The organism is Corynebacterium sp. KPL4072, assembly GCF_037908395.1.
Taxonomy (GTDB): Bacteria; Actinomycetota; Actinomycetes; order Mycobacteriales; family Mycobacteriaceae; genus Corynebacterium; species Corynebacterium kefirresidentii.
Map to the genome: position 1 here is coordinate 69,107 of NZ_JBBMGE010000011.1, position 26,586 is coordinate 95,692.

Genomic DNA, 26,586 nt, shown 5'->3' on the forward strand with positions numbered 1-26,586 from the left:
GCTGGATCCTGCTTTAATTCGTGGTTGTTAATTACGGTACTCGGGGTGGATCCCGCTGTCAGTGAGTCCTTGGAGAAGATCCTCGACCGTGTCGGCGGCGTCAATCATCTCTCCACATTCAGCCTGAGTGAGACCAGTGGCGATATCCATGGGGACTGTGGCCCACGGTGCGGCGGTGCCCTCCCCTACTTGTACGGTGAGGCTTTGCCAGCTTGCGGCAATGATATCCTCGCCGAATTTCTGCGTTACTCGGCCGCGGAAATAAGCGCGGGTGTCCTCCGGCGGACAGCTGGAAACACGCTCAATTTCGGCGGCGCTAAAAAGCTGCCGCATCTGGCCTTTGCGCACTAGAGCGTGGTGAAGCGATTTGGCCGGGTCAATCTCCGCGTATTGCAGGTCTATGAGCCGCAGCTTGGGGTCGTCTGGATTGATGCCGCGGTCGAGATAGCCCTTAATCAGGCGATACTTTGCCACCCAGTCCAGCAGGTGTGCGGCCTGCATCGGGTCTTTATCCAGTAGCGCAACTACCTCGTCCCAGGCCGCGAGGACCTTGTGATCGGTGGGTGTGCGTGGGGTGACGCGTGCGCGATATTCGGCAAGGAGCTCTAGAGCGGTGAGCTGGCGGGCGTCGGCAAGCGTGAGCCGATGCTGAAGCCTAAGATCGCGGCTCACGCGTGGGACTTCCGCCACAGCATCCTGCAGGCGGAGGTCGCTGAAGTCCACGCCCTCTTCGATGGCATCGAGCACCAGAGAGGTCATCCCCAGTTTGAGCAATGTAGACGTCTGCGACATATTCGCGTCCCCAATGATGACGTGGAGGCGGCCGAAGTCAGCATGGACTGCATGCGGCTCATCGCGGGTATTGATAATGCCGCGATTGAGGGTGGTCTCCAGCGAGATTTCTTGCTCAATATAATCAGCGCGTTGGGAGATCTGGAAACCTGGCTCCTCACCAAACTCCCCCAGTCCCATGCGTCCAGCGCCGATGACTACCTGGCGAGCAACGAAGAAAGGGATGAGGGCCTGCGCCATGGTGTCGAAGTCCGTTTCACGGGAGTACTGATAGTTCTCATGAGAGCCATAAGATGCGCCTTTTCCATCTACGTTATTTTTATAGAAACGCAGGGCCGGACAGGGCTCATGGTTGGCAAGGACGGACTTTCCTTGCGCGCTCAGCCCCGCCACGGCCGCAGCCGCTTGCAGGAGCGTAGCATCCCCTGCGGCGTCATAAAGCGTGGCGTCGCAGGCATTAGTGCATTCCGGCGCGGAATACTCTGGGTGCGCATGGTCGACATAAAAGCGCGCGCCATTAGCCGTGACCACATTGGCTACTCCAATGGCATTCGGGTCGACAACGGGCACCGTCTGGTAACGCTTGAGATCAAAACCGCGAGAATCGCGCAGCGGGTGTTCCTCGGCAAAATCCCAGCGTGACCGAGCCCCTGTGTGCATCGCGGCATAAGCTACTACCGCGTGAGTGGAAGAAATAATAGGTGAGTACTCCGGCAGCTCCGGGGTTGCAATTCCGTACTCGGTTTCGGTACCTACAATGCGGCTCATGCGCTCCTCCTTGTGGTCAATAACTCCACCCGTTCTACGCGGGCACCCGAATGGTCTTGGGAAATGATCTTGGTCCATTCCTCCGGGTTGGTGGAGGTAGGAACATATTCTGATTCGGCGCGCTCGGCAGCGATGGCATCGAGCAAGTGCTGCTTGGCGATGCCCTCGTGGTCTCCGCCTGCCGCCTGCTCGCTGCCTGCGCGCAACCGGAGAGCGTCCTTGATAGCCAGCTTTTTGGCCCGCGAGAGGATATTGGCAATCATTGCGCCGGAGACAAAGTCGCGGTAATGCAATATTTCGCGTTCCCCGCTGGAAAAGTGCAGCTGTACGAAGGGGCGATCGGCATAAAGCTCATCCACCGCGGCGCTAATGAGTTCGTCCAACGCGCCCTGGTGCGGGACGGATTCGGTGAAGTGCCGAGCGAAAATCTCTCGGGCCCCCTGTTTATTCGGCCGGTTGACCCGGATCTTGATATCAAGCCGGCCGGGGCGCATGATGGCGGGATCGATGAGTTCTTCGCGGTTGGTAGCGCCAATGACAATCACATTGGACAGGCTCTCAACTCCATCGAGTTCCGTGAGCAGCTGGGGAACAACCGTGGTTTCCATATCGGAGGACACACCCGAGCCACGAGTGCGGAAGATCGATTCCATCTCATCGAAGAAGATGACCACTGGCCGGTCAGCGCTGAGCTGGGCCAATTCGCGGGCCCGCTCAAAAATGAGGCGGATGCGGCGTTCCGTCTCCCCCACATACTTATTGAGCAGCTCTGGGCCCTTGATGTTGAGGAAGTAGCTCGTGCCCTCGCTGCCTAATTGCTGGGCTAAAGAGTGGGCTACTGCCTTGGCAATAAGCGTCTTACCGCACCCTGGCGGGCCATACAGGAGCACGCCCTTAGGCGGCTGTAGCTCGAATTGGTGATAGAGGTCGGGATGGATAAACGGTAGCTCTACGGAATCGCGGATCTGGGAAATCTGCTCGTCTAGGCCGCCGATATCCTCATAGCGCACATCCGGGACCTCTTCCAAAGAAAGCTGGGAGACCTCCGTTTTCTCCACCTTTTCCAGCGCGATTGCAGCTTTGGGATCCACGAGTACTACCTCGCCTGCCGACACCCGGGTATCCTCGCGCAGTGCTTGGGCTAGCAGCACTACCTTTTCCTCACCAGAGGAATTTGCCACTATCAGGCGGTCTTGGCTGAGGCGCTCCACCACCGTTGCTAGCTCGCCTGTACGCTCAGGCGGGCACCCTTCCACGACCACGAAGCCATCGCCCAAGCGAACCTGCTGGCCGGCCGAGAGACTGCCTGGTTCCACGTTAGGCGAGACCTTAAGCTGCATAATGCGGCCATTGGTATAGACCTCCGCGGTGGTTCCCACCTCGCTGTGGTTCGGCGAATAACCTAGAAAAACACCGTAGGTCGATGCCGGCTCAGCCAGCGCGTTGAGCTCGGCAAAAAGCTGCTCCAGCTTCACGCGCGATTCTTTTAATAAGCCCGCCAACTTCTGATTGCGGGCGGCAAGCTGGCTGACCTGCCGCTTATAGTCCGTGGCTTCATCCATGCCCACTACTCTAACGCGGCGCGGGCAGCGAGAGAGGGCACTTCCGCTTTAAATTCTGGGCGTTAAAGCGGCCCTACTTCCGGGCACGGCGCTGCGGGCGTGGTGGGGTGACACCATCGGCCAGGCGGCGAGTCCAGATGAGGAAGGCGGTGTGCGCATTCATGCGGTGCTCTGGGCGGGTAGCTAGGCCTTCGACCTTCCATTCACGCACCAGCGATTCCCATGCCTTGGGCTCAGTGAAGCACTTGAGTTCACGAATGCCTTCCATGACCTTCATTAGCTGTGGCACCGTTGCCACGTAGGTCATAAACACGCCACCTGGGATGAGGAGATCGCGCACGGTCTCCAAGTGTTCCCATGGTTCGAGCATGTCGAGGATAACGCGGTCTACCGGCCCACCCAGGTCTGCAGTGGTAACGTCTGCCAGATCACCAAGGCGCGGCGACCACCACTCCGGCTGCTCGCCAAAGTATTCCTTCACGTTATCCACCGCATACTCAAGGTGATCATCGCGCACCTCATAGGAATACACATGGCCTTCTGGGCCGACGGCACGCAGCAAAGACATGGATAGCGCACCGGAACCGGCACCGGCCTCGAGCACGCGCGCGCCCATGAAAATATCGCCTTCTACCAAGATCTGTGCCGCATCCTTGGGGTAAATCACCGCGGCACCGCGCGGCATGGACAGCACATGGTCCACCATCAGGTGACGGAATAGAAGGAAGGAGGAGCCAAGGGTGGACTCAATAACCGAACCCTCATCCATACCCACGATGTCATCGTGGTTAATTATGCCCTTGTGGGAGTGGAACTGGCCTCCCTCTTCAAGGATGACCGTGTAGTGGCGCCGCTTGGCGTCGGTAAGCTGCACGCGGTCGCCATAGGCAAAGGGGCCGGAATAAGCCATGTCTCAAGACTCCTCGAGGTTGCGATTACTATCCCACCAAGTATGCCTCAAGCGCTTGTGCAAGCCATACTTGGTCCCGCTCGCCCACCATTTCACGCGCCGAGTGCATCGACAGCATGGGCACGCCCACATCCACGGTGTCGATGCCCAAACGGGTTGCGGTGATGGGACCGATGGTCGATCCGCACGGCACGTCATTATTGCCCACAAAGCGCTGCACCGGCACGCCAGCCTTGTCGCACGCTGCTTCCCACAACGCCACTGTGGTGGCATCGGAGGCATAGCGCTGGTTGCCGTTGATCTTGGTCACTGGTCCCTTGCCGATTATCGGGTGGTGCGTGGGATCGTGCTTGCCCACGTAATTGGGATGCACCGAATGTGCCGCATCGGCCGAGACACAACTCGAGCGGGAAAACATCTGGAAGCGTTCCTCCTCGTTAGCTCCCAGTGCCCGGGCCGTTCGAGTAATGACGTCCGCCAGAATAGGCCCGCCCGCACCGTAGCGGGAGCTGGAACCTACCTCTTCGTGGTCAAAGGCCATCATGACCAAAATATCCTTGCCCTGATAGTCCTTGGCAGCATTCTTCATCGCCGCCAAGGAGGCATGTACAGAAGAAAGATTATCCATGCGCCCGGCTGCAATGAACTGCTCTCCTGCCCCAAAGACCTCACCGCGGGCGGCATCGGCCGTAATCAGGTTGAAGGATGCAATATCCTGCTTGCCGACGCCCGCCTTCTCCCCCACTACCTGCAAGATCGATGCCTCTGGGTCACCGACGCTTAAGACAGGCTGCATATTGTGCTGTCGGTCTGGTTTGAACTCATCCTTGCGGTACAGGTGGATGGCCAAAGACGGCAGGCGCAGGACAGGGCCAGTATTTACCACATGCCGCGTGCCGTCCTTAGTCACAATCTGGCCAGCGACGGTCAACTCTCGGTCAAACCAGGTATGCAGTAGCGCCCCGCCGTAGACCTCTACTGCTACTTGCTGCCAGCCCGCCGCCGAAAAGTCCGGCGTGGGTTTGAGCACCAGGCCCGGCGAGTCCGTATGTGACCCCACGATGCGGAAACCAGAATTCTTATCCGCCCCCTGTGGTACATACCAGGCCGCTACCGCGCCACCGCGCACCATCACGTGGCCACCTGGTGCGGCCGACCATTCCTCGCTCTCATCCTGTAGATCAAATCCCACCTCGCGCAATTGGCGGGATACCTCCTCCGCAGCGTGATAAGAGGAAGGAGAAGCGGCGATGAAATCGAGGAAATCTTCGGTATAACTCATACCTCCTAGCTTGCCACGAAACGCACGACGATAGGCTAGATACACCATGGCTACTTCATCGACACCCCGCCCGCTTGCCCTGTCACCCTCGCGCGCTTCCGATTACAAGCAGTGCCCACTGCTCTATCGCTTCCGAGCCATTGACAAGCTGCCCGAACCCAAAACCATTGCTCAGGTCAAAGGAACCTTAGTGCATGCCGTACTGGAAGAAATGCATAAGCTACCGCGCGCAGAGCGCACCTATCCTGCCGCAGTAAAAATGATTAAGCCCTCGTGGGCAGACATGACCGCAAAGGACGCGGAACTGCTCGAGCTCGTGCCAAAAGAAGACACCTATGACTTCTTCGTTTCCGCCAGGGAATTGCTCAAAGGCTATTTCCAGATGGAAAATCCGCAAGGCTTTGATTGCCAAGAAACCGAGATGTACGTGAATACAATCCTTCCTAATGGAGTTCCCGTTCGTGGCTTCATCGACCGAGTGGACCGCGCTCCCACCGGCGAGGTCCGCGTCGTTGACTATAAAACCGGCAAGAAACCACTACCCCGCTATTCACAAGATGCCCAATTCCAAATGCGTTTCTACGCGCTAGTCTACTGGCGCATTCTAGGCACTATCCCCCACCAGTTGCGGCTTATGTACCTCAAGGTCTTGGACTCGATGTTTCTTAGCCCAAACCGAGAGGAGCTGGAGTACTTCGAGCGCGATCTCGGCGAGTTGTGGGCCAAAATTGAAGCCGATGGGCGCGCCGGGGATTTCCGCCCCAAGCCCTCCAAGCTATGTGGCTGGTGTGCCCACCAGGATCTCTGCCCCGAATTCGGCGGCACGCCGCCGCAGTATCCAGGGTGGCCTGGTTCCGCGGCGGATAACAAGGACTAGGTCCACGCGGCCTTAGAAAAGTCCGGAGATAGTGCCGTCCTTATCGACGTCTATGTTGTTGGCCGCCGGCTTCTTTGGCAACCCCGGCATCGTCATGACATTGCCGGTGAGCACAACGATAAAGCCTGAGCCGGTGCGCGGCAGCAATTCGCGGACATGCAGCGTATGGCCTTCCGGCGCACCCAATTCAGATGCATCATCGCTGAAGGAATACTGCGTCTTGGAAATGACCACGGGTAGCTTGTCCCAGCCATTGTCCTGGATGTACTTCAGATCTTTAAGCGCCTTCGCTCCATACTCCACGCGATCGGCGCGATAAATCTCGCGAGCAATGGTCTCGATGGAGGCTTCAATTCCCTGCTGCGGATCGTAGAGCTGCTTGGCACCGCCCTGCAGGTTCTCCAGCAAGGTCTCTGCCAGCTTAGTCGCACCTGCACCGCCCTCGGACCAGACGTTGGCTTCTTCCAAGGCCACTCCAAAGTCCTTGGCCCACTGCCGCATAAACTCGCGTTCCGCCTCCGTATCCGACCAAAAGAGGTTGAGCGCTACCACTGGCTTGATACCGAATTTGCGCAGATTTTCTACGTGGCGCTCAAGGTTGACAATGCCCGCCTTGAGCGCATCTACGTTCTCTTCCGTGAGCTTATCCTTGGCTACTCCGCCGTTGTATTTTTGCGAACGAATGGTGGCAACAACAACCGCACCGGCAGCATCCAGATCGCCAAAGCGTGCCTTGATATCGACGAATTTCTCCCCGCCCAAATCGGAGCCGAAGCCAGCTTCGCTCAGGACAATATCGCCGAATTGTAGAGCGGTTTGAGTTGCTAATAGGGAGTTGCAACCGTGTGCAATATTGGCGAATGGTCCACCGTGTACCAAGGCTGGCACCCCGCCGAGGGTCTGTACGAGGTTCGGATTAAGGGCATCACGCATCAGTGCCGTGAGAGCACCTTCTGCGTTCAGGTCACGCGCGGTAACAGGGCGTTGATCGTAGGTGAACCCGATGGTGATATCGCCAAGACGCTTCTTCAGGTCTTCAAGATTCGTGGCCAAGCACAAAATGGCCATGATTTCAGAAGCGGCAGTAATGGTGAAACCGGTTTCAGCAGGCACGCCGTGCGTTGGCCCGCCTAGACCAGTAACTACGTTGCGCAAGGCACGGTCATTGACGTCCACGCACCGTTGCCACGTAACGCGTCGTGGGTCGATGCCCAATGCGTTGCCTTGATGGATGTGGTTATCAATGATGGCGGCCAAGGTGTTGGTTGCGGAGGTAATCGCGTGAAAATCACCGGTGAAGTGCAGATTGATGTCCTCCATGGGCACAATCTGTGCATAGCCGCCGCCAGCCGCACCGCCTTTAATACCCATCACTGGTCCTTGGGAGGGCTCTCGCAGAGCAACTATCGCTTTCTTGCCCAATTGGTCTAGGGCATCGGTCAAGCCGATGAGAACGGTGGATTTTCCCTCGCCGGCAGGGGTAGGTGATACGCCGGTGACAAGCACCAGCTGGCCCCGGTTTTCCTTGGAATAGTCAACCTTGGTGATATCTACCTTGGCCTTGGTGGAGCCGTAGGGAATCACGGCGTCGGAAGGAATGCCCGCCTTGGCTGCTATCTCTGCAATCGGCTGCAATTGGTGGGCTTGGGCAATTTCAACATCGGATGGCTGAGTAGTCATGACCTAAGCCTACTGAGCGGTTGAGCTAAATAGGGCTCATTTAGGCAAGAAAGTGAAATGGATTAAGTTGCCCGCTGATGCAGCAACCAAAAAGGCGCCCCTGAAGGGCGCCTTGGGGATGGTTTTATCTTCCTCTAGTTATAGGAAGATGAAACCGAATGCATAGCCCAAGAGGACAGAGAGCACGATGCTGACCGTACCTGGGATCAGGAATGGGTGGTTGAATACGGCCTTGCCGATACGAGTCGAGCCGGTATCGTCCATCTCGACTGCTGCCAACAAGGTTGGGTAAGTCGGCAGGATAAACAGAGCGGACACCGCCGGGAAGGCAGCGACTGCGGTAATGGGGCTTACTCCCAGGGCAAGGGCTGCCGGCATAAGGGCCTTGGTCGTAGCGGCTTGCGAGTACAGCAACGCTGCAGCGAAGAATAGCACCACTGCGAGCAGCCACGGCGAAGATTCAATAACGCTGCCAGCCATAGACTGAATATCGTCCATGTAGTGGTTGATAAGGCTGGTGCCCAGCCAAGCCACGCCCAGCACACAAATACATGCGGACATACCGGACTTGAAGACCGGCGTATTCAAAACATCTCCAGCCGGGACCTTGGTCATCATAACGATGATGGTGGCAGCGGTGAGCATGACCGTCATAATGGCTTCATTACGTGGAAGGGTCGGGTCGGCGATAAGCCCCACCTGCTCCGAGGTCAGGGTGGCCCACGCCATCACGATGATGATGGCTACCAAGAACACGAGAACAGAAGCCTTGGCACCCTTCTGCGGAGAGTAGTTCCCTGCGCCGAGTGGTTCCTTGACCAGGCCTTGTGCCTTGCGCTCCAAGTAAACCGGATCATCTTCAAGCTCTTTGCCAAACTTATTAGCTACCCAGGCAGCTGGGAAGATAGACAGGAATGTCGCCGGAATAACGACCGCCAGTACCTGCAAATAGCCCACCCCAGTCGGCTCTAGCAGGCTAGCGAGCAACACCACGGCTGCCGAAATGGGCGAAGCACAGATTGCCATCTGAGAGGCAACTACCGCGATGGATAGCGGGCGTGAAGGACGAACCTTACCCTCTTTAGCTACCTCGACGATAACCGGCAAAGTAGAAAACGCAGTGTGCCCGGTGCCAGCGAGAACCGTCATTAGCCACGTAACAATTGGCGCGTAGAACGTGATCCGCTTTGGGTTTTTGCGCAGGAACTTCTCTGCAATGTGCACCAAATAGTCCATACCGCCAGCTCGCTGCATTGCTGCGATAGCAGCAATGACGGTCATGATGATGCCGATAACATCGAAGGGGATATCTTCCCTAGTAATGGGAACACCGGTGAGACCAAGCGCCAACACGCCGAGGCCGCCGGCCATACCGATACCAATTGATCCAATTCTCGCACCCAAAACGATGGCCGCGAGAACGATGACTATATGAACAATAACCATGGACGTACTCCATACGCTCTCTATGCAAACTATGGGCACGCATCTCCATAAAGAGTGCATGCCGTCCTCACCATCTTCTATTTTGCACCCGCTGTGGTGATTTATTCATTCAAAGTGCCTGTTTGTGTTGATTCCCACATAAAATAAGGATTCCGCTATAAAATGACCGGTATTCTAAGACGCATCGTCCCTGTACAGGAGAATAAAAGATGAATGTGAATAGTGCCCCTTCACCATGCACAAACCCCCGCAGCCTCCGCCTGCTTTACTTCCATGTGAAGTAAAAGTGGCGGCAACTGCGGGGGCCTACTCCGCGGGCACTATACCCTGCTGCTCCTAAAGCGCTGTGGGCTTAGTCTTCGTCAATGAAGAGCTGGCCTCGGAACTCTGGGTGCATGAGGTTTTCTACGGACAGAACCTTGTTCAAGGTTGCTTCATCCAGCAGGCCCTTCTCCAGGACGAGTTCCTTGACGCCCTTGCCGGTCTCCAAGGACTCCTTAGCGATCAAATCACCATTGTGGTGGCCGATGAACGGATTCAGGTAGGTGACGATACCAATGGAATTTTCTACGTAGGCGCGGCACACATCCGCGTTGGCGGTGATGCCCGTGACGCACTTTTCGTGCAGCGCATCGACGGCGTTGCCCATGATACGAATGGACTGGAACAGCGCTTCGCCGATGACCGGCTCCATGACGTTTAGCTGCAGCTGGCCTGCCTCAGCGGCCATGGTGACTACGTGGTCATTGCCGAAGATCTTGAAGCAGGTCTGGTTGACAACCTCCGGGATAACCGGGTTTACCTTACCCGGCATGATGGAGGAGCCAGCCTGGCGGGCTGGCAGATTAATCTCAGCCAGGCCAGCGCGAGGGCCGGAGGACAGCAGGCGCAGGTCATTACAAATCTTGGCGAGCTTCATCGCTGCGCGCTTGATGGTTGCGTGCAGCAGCACGTAAGCACCACAGTCAGAGGTTGCTTCAATGAGATCGCGTGCGGTCTTCATTTCCAAGCCCGTAACCTCAGACAAGGCTGCTGTGACCTGGTGGCGGTAGCCGGCAGGAGTGTTTACGCCGGTGCCGATTGCGGTTGCACCCAGGTTGATCTCCAGCAGGCGGCGCTGAGCATCGCGCAGCAATGCTTGTTCCTCGTTCAGGTTATTGGCAAAGCCCTTGAACTCATCGCCCAAGGTCATCGGAACAGCGTCCTGGAGCTGGGTACGGCCCATCTTCAGGATGTCCTGGAATTCATTGCCCTTGTCCTGGAACGCGGCGCGCAGGCCATCCATGCGCTCAATGAGGTGGTCAACCGCTGCATGCAGACCCAGGCGGAAACCGGTCGGGTAAGCATCGTTGGTGGACTGGGACATGTTCACATCATCATTGGGGTTGATGATGTCATAAGAGCCCTTCTCCTCACCAAGATATTCCAGAGCGAGGTTGGCAACGACCTCGTTGGTATTCATGTTCAGCGAGGTACCAGCACCACCCTGGAAAACGTCCAGTGGGAACTGGTCCATGCAGCGGCCCTCTTCCAGGATCTGGTCACAAGCCCAGATGATGGCTTCGGCCTTCTTCTTAGGCAACACGTGAAGGCGACGGTTTGCCATGGCAGCCGCCTTCTTGACCTGGACCATGCCGCGAATGAAGTGCGGGATAGTGTTGATGGTTACGTAAGAAATCTGGAAGTTTTCCATAGCGCGAACGGTGTGCACACCGTAGTAAGCGTCCGCTGGAACTTCCAAAGAGCCAAGAAGGTCGGTCTCGGTACGAGTCTTCTTGCTGGAGTTCTTAGGTGCCTTCTGTTCGGCCACCTTCTGCTGTGCAGCGTGAGTGGAAGTATCAGCTTCCTTCTTCTTCACGTCCTTTGCTGCAGACTTGGTGTCCTTTTCTTCTTTCTTAGAGGACTTTGCCATGATGGCTCGGCTCCTTTGCCTGTCGAGACTTATATTCGGATGAGTAACCTCAAGCGCTAATGTTAGCCACGACTGAATCTATTTGGGCCGACCCAGAAAATTCGCTCCCCCTAAAAGCGGGCGATGCGTAAATCAGAAGCCAAGATCGCCTCTGCGCCGAGTTGGGAAAGCCGGTCCATGACTTGGTTGGCGTTTTTCTTGGGAACCATCGCGCGCACCGCCACCCAGCCCTCACGCGCCAATGGTGAGACCGTAGGACCGGTTAACCCGGGAGTAGTACCAGCAGCCGCATCGAGATTGGATTGCGCGATGTTGTAATCGATCATCAAATAGGTGCGAGCGTGCAAAATTCCCTGCATGCGGTCGAGCACCACCTGCTCTTCTTCGCTAACTTCTACCCCTGTGCGCTTGATTACTACAGCCTCGGACTCAATGATCGGCTCGCCGAACGGCGCCAACCCTTGTTGGCGCAAGGTAGTACCAGTTGACACGACATCAGCAATGACATCGGCAACGCCTAACCGGATGGAGATCTCTACCGCTCCGTCTAGCCGAATAACATCGGCCTCAATTCCATGCTCGGCAAGGTTCGCACGGACAAGATTGGGGTAAGAGGTCGCGATCCGGCGACCATCCAGTTGAGAGATATCCCACTCCTCCCCCTGCGGGGCTGCATAGCGAAAAGTAGATCCTCCAAACCCTAATGGCAGAACCTCATCAAAGCTCGCCTTTGAGTCGAGAGCTAAATCGCGACCGGTAATACCCAGATCCAAAACACCGCGGGCAACATAGATGGCGATATCTTTGGGCCTTAAGAAGAAAAACTCAACCCCGTTATCCGCATCAACCACGTTGAGTGTTTTGGAATGTCCACGCCCCTTGTAGCCGGCCTCTGTAAGAATCTCCACGGCGGATTCTGACAATGAGCCTTTGTTCGGTACAGCAATCTTTATCATGTGGATCCTTCCGTCCCGTGGGGCGCTGTTTAAAGGTAGTTGTAGATGTCTTCTGGGGTAAGCCCCCGCTTGAGCATCATGACCTGAATCCAATAGAGCAGCTGAGACATTTCTTCTGCTAGCTCAGCATCAGACTGATACTCTGCGGCGATCCACACTTCCCCGGCTTCTTCGATGATCTTTTTGCCTATGTGATGCTCGCCTTTATCCAATGCGGCAACGGTGCCAGAACCAGCGGGGCGCTGGGCAGCTTTTTCGGATAATTCAGCAAAAAGGGTCTCAAAGTTCTTCACGGCTACCTATTGTTCCACAGGTAGTTAGAGAATGTAGTAAAACCTTAAAGTTCTACTGCTATTTCGAAATCTGGCTAAACCACTCATAGACCTCGGAGGCCCGAGCACCGGCGAGGTGCCGCGAGTTGCGGAGCTGGGAGACCTCGGTGACCTCCGGCGGAACCTCCACCTCGTCATCTTCGGGCAAGCCGATGACTACACAGCCAGCATCAACTGCGGCGCGCATTCCGGTGGCGGAATCTTCAAATACCAAGCAATCTGCGGGCTTAGCTCCGATGCGGCGGGCCGCTTCGCGGTACATATCCGGTGCAGGTTTCCCGGCAGGCACTTCATCCCCGCAAATAGTATCGACAAAGTACTGCCGCCCCAACGCGCTAATGGCGGCATCGGCGACGTTGCGCTCGGTATTAGTCGTCACCATCATTGGCACGCGATCCGCCTTCAGCTCATGCAGCAACGCAGGAATGCCAGGGAAAATCTCCAGCTTGCGAGCGAAAAGACCTTTGACATAGTCAAACATCCGAGCGCGGTATCGATCGCTGTCACCGGGCCGCAGTGTCACCCCCGCATTATCTGCGCAAATCCCCAAGGTCGTCTCAAAAGTCGCCCCCACAGTGGCAAGGCGCTGGGTGGGAGTTAAACGCTTCCCCAGGAGCTCCGAGAGATAGAACGTTGCCTCCGCCCAAAGCGGCTCCGAATTGGTGAGCGTGCCATCCATGTCCCAGAAAATGGCGGCGGGCTTTGTCAGACTAGAAACGGCATCGGGGTGCTGCACGAGAATAAAACTAACTTTCTCTTTAAAAGGCTGTGGGGTGAAACCGACCATGCGCTAAGGGCACAGAAGTAAGCGCCAGGCTGCGATTATGCCGCGGGCCGGCGCTTAAAAAGCGAGAGGACAAGAACTAAAAGTCTAGTTCTGGAATGTGCGATAGAGCTTCGTCATCTGCTCCAGTTGCCGCGCAGGCATTGTAGATAAGCTCAGATAGCTCTTCCTTCTCTTCCGGCTCGAGGACAGCGTCGTGCTGGGCACGATTAAAATCGGCCAACGCACGAACGGTCTTGGACAACACGGTTACCAGCTGCGGGCCATCTGGATCATCCGGAAGGGCATCCAGCCCATCGAGCATATTCTCAAGGTGACCGCGTAGCTCCGGAAGCACGCTGGCATCAAACGGAGCCTCCCAGAACTCCTTTTCCTCCTCTTTGAGGTAATCGCCGGTGGCGAAGGACTTCAGATCACTTATGAACTCATCTACGGTGGGCTGGAAATCGGCGCGAATGCTCATGCTGTAGATACTGCCCTATCTTGGCTAAACCTGCACGCCGAGGAGTGAATTTAGGGCAGTGCGAACCAAATCGGCCGCTCCTTCTTCGTCTGTGCCACGGTCAGCCTGCGACCACTCATCCACAGCAGCCAGCGCCGCAGGGGTATCGAGGTCATTGGCAATCGCCGCGCGCAGCTTGGCGACGACCCCTTGAGCTCCCGCCATGCTTCCTGGCGTAGCCACTGCTTCCCGCCACGCGGACAACCGGTGCTTTGACTCTTTGAGCACTTCATCCGACCAATCCCGCTCATCGCGGTAATGCCCAGCGAAGACGCCCAGGCGGATAGCGGAGGGCTCCTCGCCTGCTCCTACTAGCTTGTGGACGAAGACAAGGTTGCCCAAGGACTTAGACATCTTGACCCCGTCGAGGCCGATCATGCCTGTGTGTACATAAAACTTTGCCATGCGGTCCACGCCTAGGGCCGCCTCGGCGTGGGCGGCGGAAAATTCGTGGTGTGGGAACTTCAAGTCACTACCGCCACCTTGAATATCAAAGGTCGAACCTAAACGATTGGTGGCAATAGCGGAACATTCAATATGCCAGCCCGGACGGCCAGGACCAAAGGGCGACTCCCAAGCGGGCTCTCCCTCGCGGTGAGCGCGCCAGATGAGTGCATCAAGCGGGTTCTTCTTTCCTGGGCGGTCTGGATCGCCGCCGCGTTCTGCAAAGAAGGTCTGCATCTCTGCCGCAGAATAATTGGACTCGTATCCAAACTGCTCGGTGGCCTCGATGGAGGCGTAGATATCTGGGTGTTCGGGATCATCTACGACGTAGGCCGCACCGGCGTCTAGAAGTTTCTGGACCATCTCCACGATTTCATCGACGGCCTCCATGGCACCGACATAGTCTTGCGGTGGAAAGACGGAAAGCAACTCCATATCGGAGCGGAAGAGCTCAATCTGAGACGTACCGAGCTCGCGCCAGTCCACCCCATCGCGTTCGGCGCGCTCAAACAGTGGATCATCGACATCGGTGATGTTTTGGACGTAGTGGACCTTCTTCCCGGCGTCCAAGAACGCGCGGTAGATAAGGTCAAACGTCAGGTACGTGGCAGCATGGCCCAAATGGGTGGAGTCATAGGGCGTAATGCCACACACGTACATGGTTGCGGTATCCCCTGCGACCTCTACGGGAGCGATGGTCTGATTCGCGGAATCGTACAAGTGCAGCTGCGCCGCTTCACCCGGCACAGGGCGGAAAGAAGGTATAGGCCAAGAATGCATAGCCACCATACTAACGCGGTGTGCTTTACAACGGCTGCAGGACTCCCAGCGCCAATAGGATCATAACGAGAACACCGACTGGGATGCGGTAAGCGGCAAACCACGAGAAGGAATGGTTGCCCACGAACTTCAGCAACCATGCAATGGAGGCGTAGCCTAGGGCGAAGGCGATGCCAGTGCCTACCAGAAGCTGGAGGCCGGTAGCGGATTGGCCGGCGTCGGGAGAAAAGGCGTCGGGAAGCGAGAAAAGCCCCGAAGCCAGGACTGCTGGAATGGCGAGCAAAAAGCTAAAGCGCGTGGCCACCTCGCGGTCCAGCCCCAAGAACAGGCCACCAGAGATGGTGCCGCCAGAGCGAGAAACGCCTGGGATGAGTGCCAAGCACTGGCACAGGCCCATGACGATGGCGTCTTTCATAGTCAGCTGTTCGAAACCGCGCTCCTTTTTTCCTAGCTTTTCTGCGGCGATGAACACAAAGGAGAAAAGAATCAGCATGGCGGCGGTGATCCACAGGTTGCGTAGCGCTCCGCGGATTGCGTCTTCGAAGGCGTAGCCGATGATACCGATGGGAATGGAGCCAACGATGACCATCCATCCCATGCGCCAGTCTTGGCCACGAGAAGATTTATCGGTCCAACCGCGGAACCAACCGGACAGAATCTGCCAAATCATAGGAGCGAAATAGACCAGCACAGCCAGCTCGGTACCCAACTGAATAACGGCAGTAAAGGAAGCGCCGGCGTCTTTGCCCCAGAAAAGCTCGGAAACAATGCGCAGGTGACCGGAAGAACTGACCGGAAGAAACTCGGTCAGCCCCTGCACGATCGATAAAACAATGACCTGCGCCCAAGAAACAGCGTCAGTAGCGGTATTAGAAATCACCTGCTTCACACTACAGCCGCGCTAAGCTTCGGGTTTTTACAACGCGCACTGTTAGGATTAGTAGCCGTGAAATCTCAATCCGGCACCGCACTTGTCTTATCCAGTTTGCTGGCGTTAAGCGCCACCGCATTGGCTGCCTGCCAGCCTGATGTGGGCGTAGGCGCCGACCCAGAAACCGCAGTCAAGGGCAATGCCACCCCAGCGGCCTCCCCTGTCAAGGCGGACCCGGAGGGCACCGTCGTAGGCCTTAAGGAAGACATCACAGACCTTGCCGCCGTCGATAACTCGCTTGCGGTGCGCACTAAGGACCAGCTCCTTATCGGCAACCATAAAGAGTTTGCGGGCCATAAGGCAACTGCTTTAGACATTTCTGCGGAGTGCGGTGATCTAAGTTCATCGTCGTCGGGCTTTGTACTGGCCTGCCCGGAAAAGGTCCTGCTCATCGATCCCTCCTCCCCGGATTCTCCCGAGGAGGTCCGTATGGAGGAGGAGACTCCTGTTACTGCTGCCACCCAGCTTTCCAGCGGCGAGATCTTTGCTACCTCAGCCGATTCCAGCACCGTTGGCATTTATAAAGACGGCAAACGCGAAGGTGACATCGAGGTCGAAGCCGGCTCGGACCAGCTACTAGCCGTGCCCAATTCCACGGGTGACGATGGAGTGGTACGCATTCACCGCGAGGATTCCACCATTCAAAACGTGGATTGGACTAATGATCGCGCGGGCGGTCGACTGCGCGTAGGCCAGGGTGTAGGAAGCATCGCGGTGGGCGACAATGGCGTTGTTCTTGCCTCCGATACTGAGGGCGGACGCTTGGCTATCTACACTTCCGATGATGTCGTTCGCCTGCACCAATACGGCAACGTCAATGGCACCCCATGGGGCGTAGCTTGGGACAAGGAGCACAATCTGGCGTGGGTCAGCGCCACAGATACGAACAAGGCTCATGCCTATGAGATAAATAAAGGCGTTCCGGAACTGCGCGGAGATATCTCTACCGTGCCAGATGCACAAAACATTGCCGTGCTTGCCGATGGCACCTTTGTCGCCGCCTCCACCACCGGCCACGGCCTCCAGTTCGTGGACACCCCGCACCTGAAGAAGGAGTCTTAACACCATGACCAGCACTATCGATCGACTGCGCGCGCAGGCCTACCAAGTGGCATTGCGAGGCATGTTTCAGCTTAGCCCGGAGCGAATCCACGGAATTATCAACACCGCACTGCGTGGACTCCAGGCGGTTGGTCCGGCCAACCGGGCCCTGGCAAAGGTGCTGCCGGTCAACGATCCGGTGCTCCGCCAAGAGGTCTTTGGCGTAGAGTTTTCCCGCCCACTGGGACTAGCCGCTGGGTTTGATAAGAATGCCGCCGCTGCTGATACCTGGTCCCCGATTGGCTTCGGCTTCGCGGAGTTGGGCACCGTCACCGCCCAAGCACAGCCGGGAAATCCTGCGCCACGACTTTTCCGCCTTAAAGCCGACAAGGCCATCTTGAACCGCATGGGCTTTAACAATGAAGGCGCAGCGGCCGCTGCAGAAAACCTCCGCAAGCGCCGCTACAGCGATGTTATTGGCATCAATATTGGCAAGACTAAAGTCACCCCTGCCGAGCACGCTGTGGAAGACTACCGCCGCTCTGCTTCCGTATTGGGCGACTTGGCTGACTTCCTTGTAGTCAACGTTTCCTCGCCGAATACCCCGGGCCTGCGCGACCTACAAGCAGTGGAGTCGCTGCGACCCATTCTTTCTGCCGTGCAAGAGTGCACCGCCGTTCCAGTGTTGGTGAAAATCGCTCCCGATCTTTCGGATTCCGACGTAGATGCCGTGGCAGACCTAGCCCTTGAACTCGGTCTCGACGGTATCGTAGCGACCAATACCACCATTTCCCGCGAGGGGCTCAAGACCCCTCCCGCCGAGGTAGCGGAAATGGGGGCCGGTGGCGTATCTGGTCCCCCGGTAGCCGAGCGCTCTCTGGAGGTGCTGCGCCGTCTCAATGAGCGTGTCGGCGGCCAGCTCACCCTCATCTCCGTCGGGGGCATCTCCACGCCGGAGCAAGCGTGGGAACGCATCACTTCCGGCGCTTCCTTGTTGCAGGGCTACACCGGCCTTATCTACGGCGGTCCAGATTGGATCCGCGATATCCACCGTGGCATTGCCGCCCAAATCCGCGCCCACGGCTTGCGCAATATTTCCCAAGCGGTTGGCTCTGGACTGCCATGGAAACCCGTGGATTAATCCCTATCGGAGACTCTTGGTTAAACAAAGTAGTCCGCCCCCACCTGCTCTACCCTAAGCAGCTGGGGGCGGACTTTCATTGATTAAACACGGCACTGGCTAGGCTTGCGCCATAGCGCTGTGCCTGAGAATAAGTGCGCACAGGACTGCGAAGCCGGCGTAGAACACCACCCAAAACTGCGCTTGGGTAAATAAAATCCCGCCGGGTAAGAAGCGGCTCGCCGCAATGCCTACGATCGCAACCACTAATGCCGCAACCTGGGCGCGGCTTCCCGCCTGGCTTCTACTCATGGTACTAAAGGCCCCGACGAGGAACGCGGCGGCAACAATAGCCACCTTCGAATACGTCCATGCGAAGTCGGCTCCCCAGCCATCCGAAAAGACAGAGATTAGCGCGAAGAGAGCCAGCACGAATGCGACCACCATGAAGGCGCCGCCGACCCGCAGGGTCGCCGGAGGGCTAGCCTGCGATGCACTAGAGCTACTTGCCATTACTTTGCCTCGTACCAGCCCCACAAAATGGAACGGCCGAGCGCGTGGAAATGCAGGTTGAAACCGAGCACAGTCGGGGTTGCATCTGGGTCGATATCGAGCTTCTCCACGTCTACTGCATGGACTGCGTACAGATAGCGGTGAGGTGCGTGAGCTGCAGGCGGGTTAGCGCCATAGTAGGTGCGCTCGCCCGAATCGTTGCGCAAGCTAATAACACCGTCAATGCCCAGGTCTTCTGCAGCACCAGCATTGGTAGGCAACTCGCTTACCTCAACGGGGATATTGAAGGCCGCCCAGTGCCAGAAACCAGAAGCGGTGGGCGCATCCGGGTCGAAACAGGTCACAGCCAGGGACTTAGTGCCTTCAGGCAAACCGGACCACGCAAGCTGAGGGGAAACGCTTTCCGGAGCGCGAAGCTTTTCTTGCAGCTCATCGCCTTCGACCACGTCGGTGGAAGAAAGAACAAAGGAAGGAACATCACGCAGCGGTGCGTAGGGATCTGGTCCAGGGAAGCGGGAGTCATCTGCATAAGAATTCATAGACCCATTTGTACCCCACCTCACAAGGCGATGTCGATGTGGTGTAACCGCACGCCATGGTCACACTACAGTCGTACCCCAGTACGACGCTAAGGCCGGATTACACCCATGTATTTCACCGCCCTTCACGCATGGACTTTTCGGCGCCCTACGCTGGCGATTTGTAAAGCACACCCCACGCAAGATACAGTATCGGAGTGCCCAGCCGAGAGGCTGACAAACACCCTGCCCGGGTGGCGGAATGGCAGACGCGCTAGCTTGAGGTGCTAGTGTCCTATTAACGGACGTGGGGGTTCAAGTCCCCCCTCGGGCACAACCATCCGGCGGTTACCACGAGGTAGCCGCCGGATTTTTCTATCCTGCACTCCCTCAAGGACTACGATTTCCCCATGACCACATTCCTGAGTTGGGTGCGCGATTTCGGCCACTTCCTGCTTTCGCTCGCCCGGTCCGCTTGGCGCTCAATCCAGCGGTGGACCGTGCAGCGGTGGATAGCCGTTCTCGCTGCAGTAATCGCCCTCCTCGCAGTGCTTTATTTTTACGATCTGCCGGATGTGGCTCGCCTGCGTGACGCCTCCACCCGATTTGGCGCATGGTTCCCCTTCATCTTCACCCTAGGTTATGTCATATTTACCCAGTTTCCCTTTCCTCGAACCTTCTGGACGGTAGCCGCAGGACTCTTATTTGGCCCGTGGAAGGGACTCGCGCTTTCCCTGTGCGCCTTGACGGTATCAGCGGCTTTGTCCTTTCTTATCGTCCGCAAGCTCCTCGGAGCCTGGATCCGCCCGCACCTGACCCATCCCGCAGTGTTCACAATCAACGCGCATCTCGAGCGGCGCGGGTGGCTGGCCATCGCATCCCTCCGGATGGTGGCCGGCGTCCCGTTTAGCCTCCTGAACTACGTTGCTGCCCTTACTCCGGTAAAGCTCAGCCACTTCACCTTGGCCACCCTTGTCGGTTCTATTCCTACTACGGCTTTGGGCGTGTTCTTCGGCGATACCCTCACCGGACATGCCTCTCCCGGCATCGTCCTCGCTATGGTGGTTTTCGCTGCGATTGGAGCGAGCGGGCTTTATATGGATTCGCGACTTCCCACTCGCCCGTAAGTCAAGTTCGAGCGGTAGACTATTTCGCATTAGGTTCTTAAAGGGAGGTTTTCCATGCTTGCTGTCCACGCCCGCTACCGTGGCCGTTCCGTGCGTCGTGCAGAGTTGGTCCAGCGTTCTGCGTCGGCCCTATCAACTCTTTCTGGCGTTGGAGAGTTCCATGTGCTTGGCGTGGAAGATATTTGCGCCGTAGTCGATTCAGCAACGGCCGTCTGCGACGTCGTCATGGCCTTGCTTGCCGACGGCGACTGGGCCATCGGCATCGGTATAAGCCCCGGCAACCAAGAAGATGAGGAAGGGGCACGCCAAATAGCTTCCGCCGCGTTGCGGAAGTCCGCCCGTATGGGGCAGGTCTACGCCAAGATCAACAAGCGTGGCCGCGCTTCCGAGGCAAGCGATATCGCGGCCACCTTTGCCCTGCTGGGCTATGTTTTGCACAAGCGCACCATCGAGGGGCGCGAGGCTACCTCACTCGTGCGTGCTGGGCTGAACCAAAATGAGGCCGCCGAAGAGCTAGGGATTTCTAAACAAGCCATGTCGCAGCGCCTCCAGGCGGCGGGCTGGAGCGCGGAGTTGGCTGGATGGCAGTTGGCCGTCAACCTGATTGAGCGCGCCAATCTTACCCAGCCTTAGAGCAAATCAGACTTGCTCAGTTCGGGCGTCGTAACGAAGTCCACGAGCCGCTCTACCGCGCCAATCAGACTGGAATCTAAGTCACGGAAAGAATGCACGGCGTTATACACATGACGCCAGCCGTCCTTAGGGTCGCTCCAACCCACGCGCCTGCAAATTCCGGTCTTCCAGTCCTCGCCATAAGGCACTTCTGGCCATGCACGCAATCCCACGCGCTGCGGCTTCACCGCTGCCCAAATATCGATGAATGGATGACCAGTGACTAGGACATGCTCTCCCACGGTTTCCGTTAACCGGGTTTCCTTAGAACCTTGGACGAGATGGTCAGCCAACACACCTACCCTGCGGCCGGGTCCGGGCTGAAATTCCGCCAAGCGGTCTTCCAAATTGTCCAGGCCTTCAAGGTATTCCACCACTACGCCTTCCACGCGTAGGTCGTGGCCCCACACCTTTTCCACAATAGCGGCGTCGTGGACACCTTCCACCCAAATGCGCGAGGGCGCGGCGACCTTAGCCTCCACGTTTTCTACGCGGCGGGAACCGGAGTTGGACTTGCGGGGGGCCTGCTTTTCGACGTACCGGGTAAGCGTAACCGGCTTACCCTCCACTAGGAACCCCCCTTTGACCAAATTAAAAACGCGTTCCACACCGTGGCGATCCTCAAGGCGAACTACCTCACCGAAAACGGTCTTATCCACCCCCATGACAGCACCCACAAAGTCGTCACCACGTACTTCCACTACCATTCCGGGCTCAGCTGGCACCTCAGGATATTGACGCGGCTTCGACCGCGAGTGGCCAGCAAATATGTCTCCGCCATAAGGATCAAAACTCATGGCCCGTTAGTCTATCTATTAGACTGGCTCGTCATGGATATGCGCGCCGAAGTATGGTCACCTTTACAAAACACCGCTGTCTGGCTGGGCTCGTGGCTGTGGGGACACGAAACCACCGATGATTTGCTAGATGCTCTTACGGAACTAGGCGGGCGTCCGGAGAGTGTGGATGAAGCACCGTTCGTCGATGTGCTGGCGATGCTGCGCGCAGAGACCGCTGAACTTACCGCGAAGCGCGGTGAGCGCGCGGAACCCGTTGTACGCCTCGCGCTTTCCGGGCCGGGAGAGCCCCCTGCCCTACCCGCAGGATCGGAGTCCTATCACGCAGCTATCCAAAGTTCAGCCGGAGCAATCATAGTTCGCACCAATAATCCCACGCGCAACTTAGTCCTCATACCTCATATCCATAGCAGCCACACCGCGTGGCAGGTGATCGTCGAAAAGCAGCAGCTCCCTGCCCCCGCCTGGCTGAGCCCTGGGGAAGCCGACGCACTGCTTGCTCAAGCAACCAGTGAATCCGCTGACCTTATCGCCGCAACTGGGTATAGCACTGAAGCACTGCCCAACCCCCGCCTCACCGTGGGAACTTTAAGCGACTTTTATGACACCCCCGGCCTTCCCCAATCAACGCCGGCCCGAGCAGCCAAACTCTTCGCCCGCGCCGACCGAGTGGCCGCGATCATCGAAACGGTTACCGACCGCATCAACGATCACAGCCTTGACCCGCAATTACTTCGCTTGTGGCGCCACATCCGGCAGGCCCGCATGACGGGCGTTGCCTATGCACTCGGAGAGTTCGCGCGTTAAAGAGACCAAATATCGCAACATCCCGCCGCACACGGCGCACCATTGATCGTGCACCCTTGCACGGTCACCTGCCCGCTGGTTTCCTGCTCGCGGCCATGCTCCAGCTCTTCTATAAGGTCAACCACCATTTCTGCAAACCGAGGGGTCGGGCCTACAGTACGGGTACGCACGACCCTGACCCCCATATCCTCGGCCGCCTTCTGCAGCTCGGAATCGAGATCCCAAATAACCTCCATATGGTCGGAGATGAAACCAATTGGGCAAACCACAACCGTGTCGACACCTTCGTTCTGGTGAATCTCAGTGGTGTGATCAACAATGTCGGGCTCTAGCCACGGAGTGCGTGGATTGCCTGAGCGTGACTGCCATACAAGGTCATAATCGGAAATGCCAGCCTGCAACGCCACCAACCGCGCCGCCTCAGCCACCTGGCGGGAGTAGAGGTTTTTATCGCCTTCCGCGCCGCCAACGTTATCGTGCGCAACGGGGACAGAATGCGCGGTGAACAAAAGCCGGGTAGTCCCCTTCTTATCAGCTGAAACTTGTTCCCAGACCTCCGTTACGGCAGTGGCCATTTCGGCCACAAATTTCGGATGATCAAAGAATTGACGAATCTTCGTAAATTCAATCTCCGGCAGGCCTTGCTGCGCCAGATGCTCGCGCATACGCTGAATATCTTCGTCATATTGCCGGCACGCGGAGTACCCACCCCATGCGGAGGTGGCAAACACAGCCACTTTACGGATACCGTCCCGAGACATCTGTTCCGCGGTCTCGTTGGCAAAGGGATGCCAATTCCGGTTGCCGAAATAAACCGGTAGATTATGTCCGCGTTTCTTCAGCTCACCGTGGACATGCTCGATAATTTCACGGTTGAGCGCATTGAGCGGACTTACGCCTCCGAAGTGATAATAGTGCTCACCCACCACTTCAAGCCGTTCGCGAGGAATTCCTCGACCACGGGTAACGTTCTCCAAAAACGGAACGACCTCCTCGTTTCCTTCCGGGCCACCGAAAGAAAGGACGAGGAGGGCGTCGAAGTTTTGGGCATTCTGTTGTGCGTCAGTCATGCCCTAAACAATACCAACCAAAAGTTGGAGATTAGAGAAGGCGCACGACGTCGGGAGTAGCACCACCCCAGCGAACTGGAACCACTGAAACAGTCTGACCAGACTGTGGCGCCTCAATCATTTGGCCGTCACCTAGGTAGATAGCTACGTGCTGGTTGCCACCAGGACCGTAGAAGATAAGGTCACCGCGCTTCGCGTTGTCGCGAGGAACCTTCTTGCCCTGCTGGTACTGTGCGCCAGTGTAGTGAGGCAGGTCCAGGCCAGCTGCCGCGTAGGCGTACTTTACGAGGCCAGAGCAATCGAAGCCCGACTGGTTGAAATCACCGAAAGAGTCAGCCACTCCGCCATCTCGGAGCCCACCGGTAGGACCATTGTTATCGCCGCCGCCCCAAACATAAGGCACACCAACCTGAGATTCAGCACGGGAAATGACGGCCTCAATCTGAGCATCACGCCCAGCATCTGCGCCCGCAATAGCATCGTCAGACTCCGTCACCTCGTCCACCTCAGGCGCATCAGCGCTAGCAGCGGGTGCAGTGTTCGGGCTTCCCAATCCAAGCAAGTCAGATGAGCCTTGCATGAGGGTGCGCACATCGTCCTCATCAACTGCAGCAGCGATATCATTCGCAAGTCCGAGCGCATCATTTACAGAGGACCCAGTTGTGAAGTCAACGTTCTGGAACGTTGGTGTAGCACCCTGATTGAGGGCGTTTCCAAATTCAGCTTCCGGAGCGGTACCGCCCTGGTTGATAGCACCTCGCTCTGCCGAATTATTGGACACGTTCGGGTCAGCAGAAACCTGCGGGGCACCCTCCCCAACAACCTCATCGGTAAAGTTTTCTGACTTGATTTCTTCGGTCAAGTTTTCAGGGCTGACCGTCACTGCGTCGGAAGTCTTTTGATTGTCAAGCTCATTAACTGGATTTAGGCCGGTATCAAGCGTGTCCTGCTGAGAGAGCTGAAGACCACTTTCGTTCGCCGCCTGGGATTGCGCTCCCTGCTGGCGAGCAGAAGTTGCCTCCGCAAACCGTTGGGTAGCGTTCAGTCGAGCCTCATTTTGTGCTAACTCTCGACGCTCTTGCACCAGACGATTCTCGGCGTCTCGCTTGTCTTTGTCTGCCTGATCCAACTCGCCCTGCAGGCTAGCAAGGTACTCTTCATTCGCCCCTGGATCGTCGCTAACTTGTTCTATTTGGCTCTGGATCCGAGCGATACGATCTTCGGCTTCAGCGACATCAGCTTCCGCTCGACTTAGCTCTGCACGCGAAGCCTCAACAGCCCCCTGCAAAGAGTCTGCGTTGTTAACCGCGCGGTCAATTGCCGCACGCTCTGAGTCGTGTGCTTGGATTACACCAGCATTGTCCGCCGGTGAATCATCGGCGCCTGCTGGCGCTACGGTAGAAAGAGTTGATACGGCTGCGGTACCTACTACTGCAGCAAGGAAAGCGCGAACATGTCGAATGCGCGGAAGGCGAATGGTGGCCACTGAAATACTCCTAGATTGGACCCACACAGTTCCTTTAAGAAGTGCCCATCACCGCTTCCGGGCATAGGAATGCCCGGGCTCCCCGCCTGCCTCTTTCGCACAAACGCAGGCGTTATCGCATGCCTAACCGGGGTAACTGGAAAATCGCCTCGAGATAATAAAGATAGGTACGCGAAGCTATTCTCAAGCGCCCGTAGACACTAGAGGGGTAAATGGTTATGGACTGCCTCAATTGGCTGAGACTTCACTCCGGGCGTGTTGTTTCTATGGACCACCCAACAGTCCAGGGACTTTTCGTGCTGTAACTGGAAAACCTGACCTTTATCGCATTCCAGCCGACTGTCTTAAATCGCTACTGTTTCCCCACAACAGCGAAAATCAGACGCCTTTGGATCCGGCTGAATTGATTAAAAGCCTACCCGCCCAAAATCAACAGGCTGGCGCAAAAGGTCTACACATATCCTTTGTTCACAGCAGAAGTTTCCATGACTGCGAAGTCCACTTACTCGTTCGCGGTATTTGCGACATACGTTCCAGGATGCGTTTTACAACCCAAGATTCCGCATGCCCCGATCACGTTCTATTTCACTGAGCGCCGTGAGAACTGCTCTACGGGTTCTGGCATAACTCGCCGCGGCGCCGACTGGCTTTGCTAAAAGGTCTAGCCCTTTAACAATCCTGAGCCGTCGAGGGCAAGCAGCCACAAACCATGAACAGGCCACACGAAGCTGGCCCTGGCGGAGTGAACAGGAGTTCCTAGACCCAAACCCTATGGACCTATCCGTGCACCCCTTTCGTGGCTCTGAGCTTCGCGCTCTGCCCTATCAAAAGATTCGCACCAAAAGTTCCACACGGTGGAGTTCTAATGAACCCGTCTCACCTCATAAACGGAAGGTGGGTTGATGTTTAATTTTTTCGAACATTGCAATCGCTCAAGTTTTTAACTTGCATCCCCAACCTCTTTCGATGGAGCCCGGTTCATTGACTTCCAAGAACGGCCACTCGATGTTCCATCATTCGCTCGAGGCGTGCTTCCCCACATACCCGTGCGAGTTCTCTCGTGACAGTCAAGGCTAAGCCCATGAACCCAGGAAGCAAGAAATGTCCCCTGAGTCGACATCCGAACCTTACGTCACGACACGCCCGCTTCGCACAATTTTCCCGCAATTCACGTGAGTCAAGTTAATTCACATGACTCAACATGAGCACCTAACCTGCAATGATTTTGTTACCATCCCGTTATTGTGATTTTAATCACGCACGAACTGGATGGACACGCGCGCCAAACCGCCCCCCTGTGGACAGTATGGAAGCAAATCGACCACCCCCCACCCCGAGTCAACCCCTAAGAGTTTACATTGTACCCTCCCCTGCCCATCCCCCAACTTTCACCCCCACCCCAAATAGTTTTGTCAAAGGAAACGGGCCCCAGCATCGGCCCCCCACTTTTAGAAGCCGTCCACACCCCAAACGATAA

At 56.9% G+C, this 26,586-nt stretch carries 24 protein-coding genes and 1 tRNA gene; 7 read left to right on the top strand and 18 right to left on the bottom strand.

The genetic code is table 11. From position 1 onward, the window contains the following. Nucleotides 1-27 precede the first annotated feature (27 nt). The 4 genes from dop to WMP97_RS11165 form a co-directional block, all read right to left on the bottom strand. Nucleotides 28-1,560, bottom strand: coding sequence for a depupylase/deamidase Dop (gene dop / locus WMP97_RS11150; RefSeq protein WP_340440513.1), 1,533 nt, complete (start codon nt 1,558-1,560; stop codon nt 28-30). Further along, nucleotides 1,557-3,122: a proteasome ATPase gene (arc, locus tag WMP97_RS11155; protein WP_340440514.1), complete on the bottom strand. Its 1,566-nt coding sequence runs from the start codon at nt 3,120-3,122 to the stop codon at nt 1,557-1,559. The genes dop and arc overlap by 4 nt, the downstream gene beginning before the upstream one ends. A 73-nt stretch (nt 3,123-3,195) precedes the next feature. Continuing rightward, nucleotides 3,196-4,032 carry a tRNA (adenine-N1)-methyltransferase gene (locus WMP97_RS11160; RefSeq protein WP_301715754.1) on the bottom strand — a complete coding sequence of 279 codons (837 nt, stop codon included), beginning with the start codon at nt 4,030-4,032 and terminating at the stop codon, nt 3,196-3,198. A 28-nt stretch (nt 4,033-4,060) separates the two neighbouring features. After that, nucleotides 4,061-5,314 carry a M18 family aminopeptidase gene (locus tag WMP97_RS11165; protein WP_340440515.1) on the bottom strand — a complete coding sequence of 418 codons (1,254 nt, stop codon included), beginning with the start codon at nt 5,312-5,314 and terminating at the stop codon, nt 4,061-4,063. A gap of 46 nt (nt 5,315-5,360) precedes the next feature. Here WMP97_RS11165 and WMP97_RS11170 point away from each other — a divergent pair, with 46 nt between their 5' ends. Continuing rightward, a complete protein-coding gene (locus tag WMP97_RS11170; protein ID WP_301732065.1) occupies nt 5,361-6,191 on the top strand; it encodes a RecB family exonuclease in 831 nt (276 codons plus the stop codon). A gap of 12 nt (nt 6,192-6,203) precedes the next feature. On the opposite strand, the gene WMP97_RS11175 is transcribed toward WMP97_RS11170, so the two are convergent. From WMP97_RS11175 to WMP97_RS11215, 9 genes are all read right to left on the bottom strand, one after another. Continuing rightward, complete coding sequence (locus tag WMP97_RS11175) at nt 6,204-7,871, bottom strand: formate--tetrahydrofolate ligase (RefSeq protein WP_340440516.1); 1,668 nt, start codon at nt 7,869-7,871, stop codon at nt 6,204-6,206. A gap of 138 nt (nt 7,872-8,009) precedes the next feature. Beyond that, entirely contained in the window at nt 8,010-9,317 is a 1,308-nt protein-coding gene (locus tag WMP97_RS11180; RefSeq protein WP_301732064.1) for an anaerobic C4-dicarboxylate transporter, read from the bottom strand. Nucleotides 9,318-9,669: 352 nt separating this feature from the next. Beyond that, nucleotides 9,670-11,229, bottom strand: a complete 1,560-nt coding sequence (aspA, locus tag WMP97_RS11185; RefSeq protein WP_023027852.1) for an aspartate ammonia-lyase — start codon at nt 11,227-11,229, stop codon at nt 9,670-9,672. A 110-nt stretch (nt 11,230-11,339) separates the two neighbouring features. Further along, on the bottom strand, nt 11,340-12,185 hold the full coding sequence (gene hisG, locus WMP97_RS11190; protein WP_023021545.1) for an ATP phosphoribosyltransferase: 846 nt from the start codon (nt 12,183-12,185) through the stop codon (nt 11,340-11,342). A gap of 29 nt (nt 12,186-12,214) precedes the next feature. Continuing rightward, a complete protein-coding gene (locus WMP97_RS11195; protein WP_301732062.1) occupies nt 12,215-12,478 on the bottom strand; it encodes a phosphoribosyl-ATP diphosphatase in 264 nt (87 codons plus the stop codon). Nucleotides 12,479-12,536: 58 nt separating this feature from the next. After that, a complete protein-coding gene (locus WMP97_RS11200; protein WP_340440517.1) occupies nt 12,537-13,253 on the bottom strand; it encodes an HAD family hydrolase in 717 nt (238 codons plus the stop codon). A 127-nt stretch (nt 13,254-13,380) separates the two neighbouring features. Continuing rightward, complete coding sequence (locus tag WMP97_RS11205; protein ID WP_023021542.1) at nt 13,381-13,764, bottom strand: hypothetical protein; 384 nt, start codon at nt 13,762-13,764, stop codon at nt 13,381-13,383. A 24-nt stretch (nt 13,765-13,788) separates the two neighbouring features. Further along, a complete protein-coding gene (mshC, locus tag WMP97_RS11210; RefSeq protein WP_248098290.1) occupies nt 13,789-15,027 on the bottom strand; it encodes a cysteine--1-D-myo-inosityl 2-amino-2-deoxy-alpha-D-glucopyranoside ligase in 1,239 nt (412 codons plus the stop codon). Nucleotides 15,028-15,052: 25 nt separating this feature from the next. Beyond that, nucleotides 15,053-15,907: an undecaprenyl-diphosphate phosphatase gene (locus WMP97_RS11215; protein ID WP_239205993.1), complete on the bottom strand. Its 855-nt coding sequence runs from the start codon at nt 15,905-15,907 to the stop codon at nt 15,053-15,055. A 66-nt stretch (nt 15,908-15,973) separates the two neighbouring features. Between WMP97_RS11215 and WMP97_RS11220 the strand changes: the two genes are divergently transcribed. Together WMP97_RS11220 and WMP97_RS11225 are read left to right on the top strand one after the other, a co-directional pair. Further along, on the top strand, nt 15,974-17,020 hold the full coding sequence (locus tag WMP97_RS11220; RefSeq protein ID WP_340440518.1) for a hypothetical protein: 1,047 nt from the start codon (nt 15,974-15,976) through the stop codon (nt 17,018-17,020). 4 nt (nt 17,021-17,024) lie between these two features. Further along, entirely contained in the window at nt 17,025-18,140 is a 1,116-nt protein-coding gene (locus tag WMP97_RS11225) for a quinone-dependent dihydroorotate dehydrogenase (RefSeq protein WP_340440519.1), read from the top strand. Nucleotides 18,141-18,239: 99 nt separating this feature from the next. Here the strand turns inward: WMP97_RS11225 and WMP97_RS11230 are convergent, their stop codons facing one another. Both WMP97_RS11230 and WMP97_RS11235 read right to left on the bottom strand, forming a co-directional pair. Next, nucleotides 18,240-18,632 (bottom strand): hypothetical protein, encoded by a 393-nt coding sequence (locus tag WMP97_RS11230; protein WP_340440520.1) that lies wholly within the window; start codon nt 18,630-18,632, stop codon nt 18,240-18,242. Then, nucleotides 18,632-19,171, bottom strand: coding sequence for a YbhB/YbcL family Raf kinase inhibitor-like protein (locus tag WMP97_RS11235; RefSeq protein WP_340440521.1), 540 nt, complete (start codon nt 19,169-19,171; stop codon nt 18,632-18,634). The genes WMP97_RS11230 and WMP97_RS11235 overlap by 1 nt, the downstream gene beginning before the upstream one ends. Before the next feature lie 227 nt (nt 19,172-19,398). Between WMP97_RS11235 and WMP97_RS11240 the strand changes: the two genes are divergently transcribed. From WMP97_RS11240 to WMP97_RS11250, 3 genes are all read left to right on the top strand, one after another. Continuing rightward, a tRNA-Leu gene (locus WMP97_RS11240) sits at nt 19,399-19,484 on the top strand. Nucleotides 19,485-19,560: 76 nt separating this feature from the next. Further along, nucleotides 19,561-20,277, top strand: coding sequence for a TVP38/TMEM64 family protein (locus WMP97_RS11245; protein WP_340440522.1), 717 nt, complete (start codon nt 19,561-19,563; stop codon nt 20,275-20,277). Nucleotides 20,278-20,331: 54 nt separating this feature from the next. After that, a complete protein-coding gene (locus tag WMP97_RS11250) occupies nt 20,332-20,910 on the top strand; it encodes a MarR family transcriptional regulator (protein ID WP_340440523.1) in 579 nt (192 codons plus the stop codon). Here the strand turns inward: WMP97_RS11250 and WMP97_RS11255 are convergent. Then, nucleotides 20,907-21,746: a DUF3097 domain-containing protein gene (locus WMP97_RS11255; protein ID WP_086587664.1), complete on the bottom strand. Its 840-nt coding sequence runs from the start codon at nt 21,744-21,746 to the stop codon at nt 20,907-20,909. The genes WMP97_RS11250 and WMP97_RS11255 overlap by 4 nt on opposite strands. Nucleotides 21,747-21,779: 33 nt before the next feature. Between WMP97_RS11255 and WMP97_RS11260 the strand changes: the two genes are divergently transcribed. After that, complete coding sequence (locus WMP97_RS11260; protein ID WP_301715741.1) at nt 21,780-22,553, top strand: hypothetical protein; 774 nt, start codon at nt 21,780-21,782, stop codon at nt 22,551-22,553. Here the strand turns inward: WMP97_RS11260 and WMP97_RS11265 are convergent. Both WMP97_RS11265 and WMP97_RS11270 read right to left on the bottom strand, forming a co-directional pair. After that, nucleotides 22,550-23,623 (bottom strand): ferrochelatase, encoded by a 1,074-nt coding sequence (locus WMP97_RS11265; RefSeq protein WP_239205977.1) that lies wholly within the window; start codon nt 23,621-23,623, stop codon nt 22,550-22,552. The genes WMP97_RS11260 and WMP97_RS11265 overlap by 4 nt on opposite strands. Nucleotides 23,624-23,654: 31 nt before the next feature. Beyond that, entirely contained in the window at nt 23,655-25,109 is a 1,455-nt protein-coding gene (locus WMP97_RS11270) for an NlpC/P60 family protein (RefSeq protein ID WP_340440524.1), read from the bottom strand. Nucleotides 25,110-26,586: the final 1,477 nt, after the last annotated feature.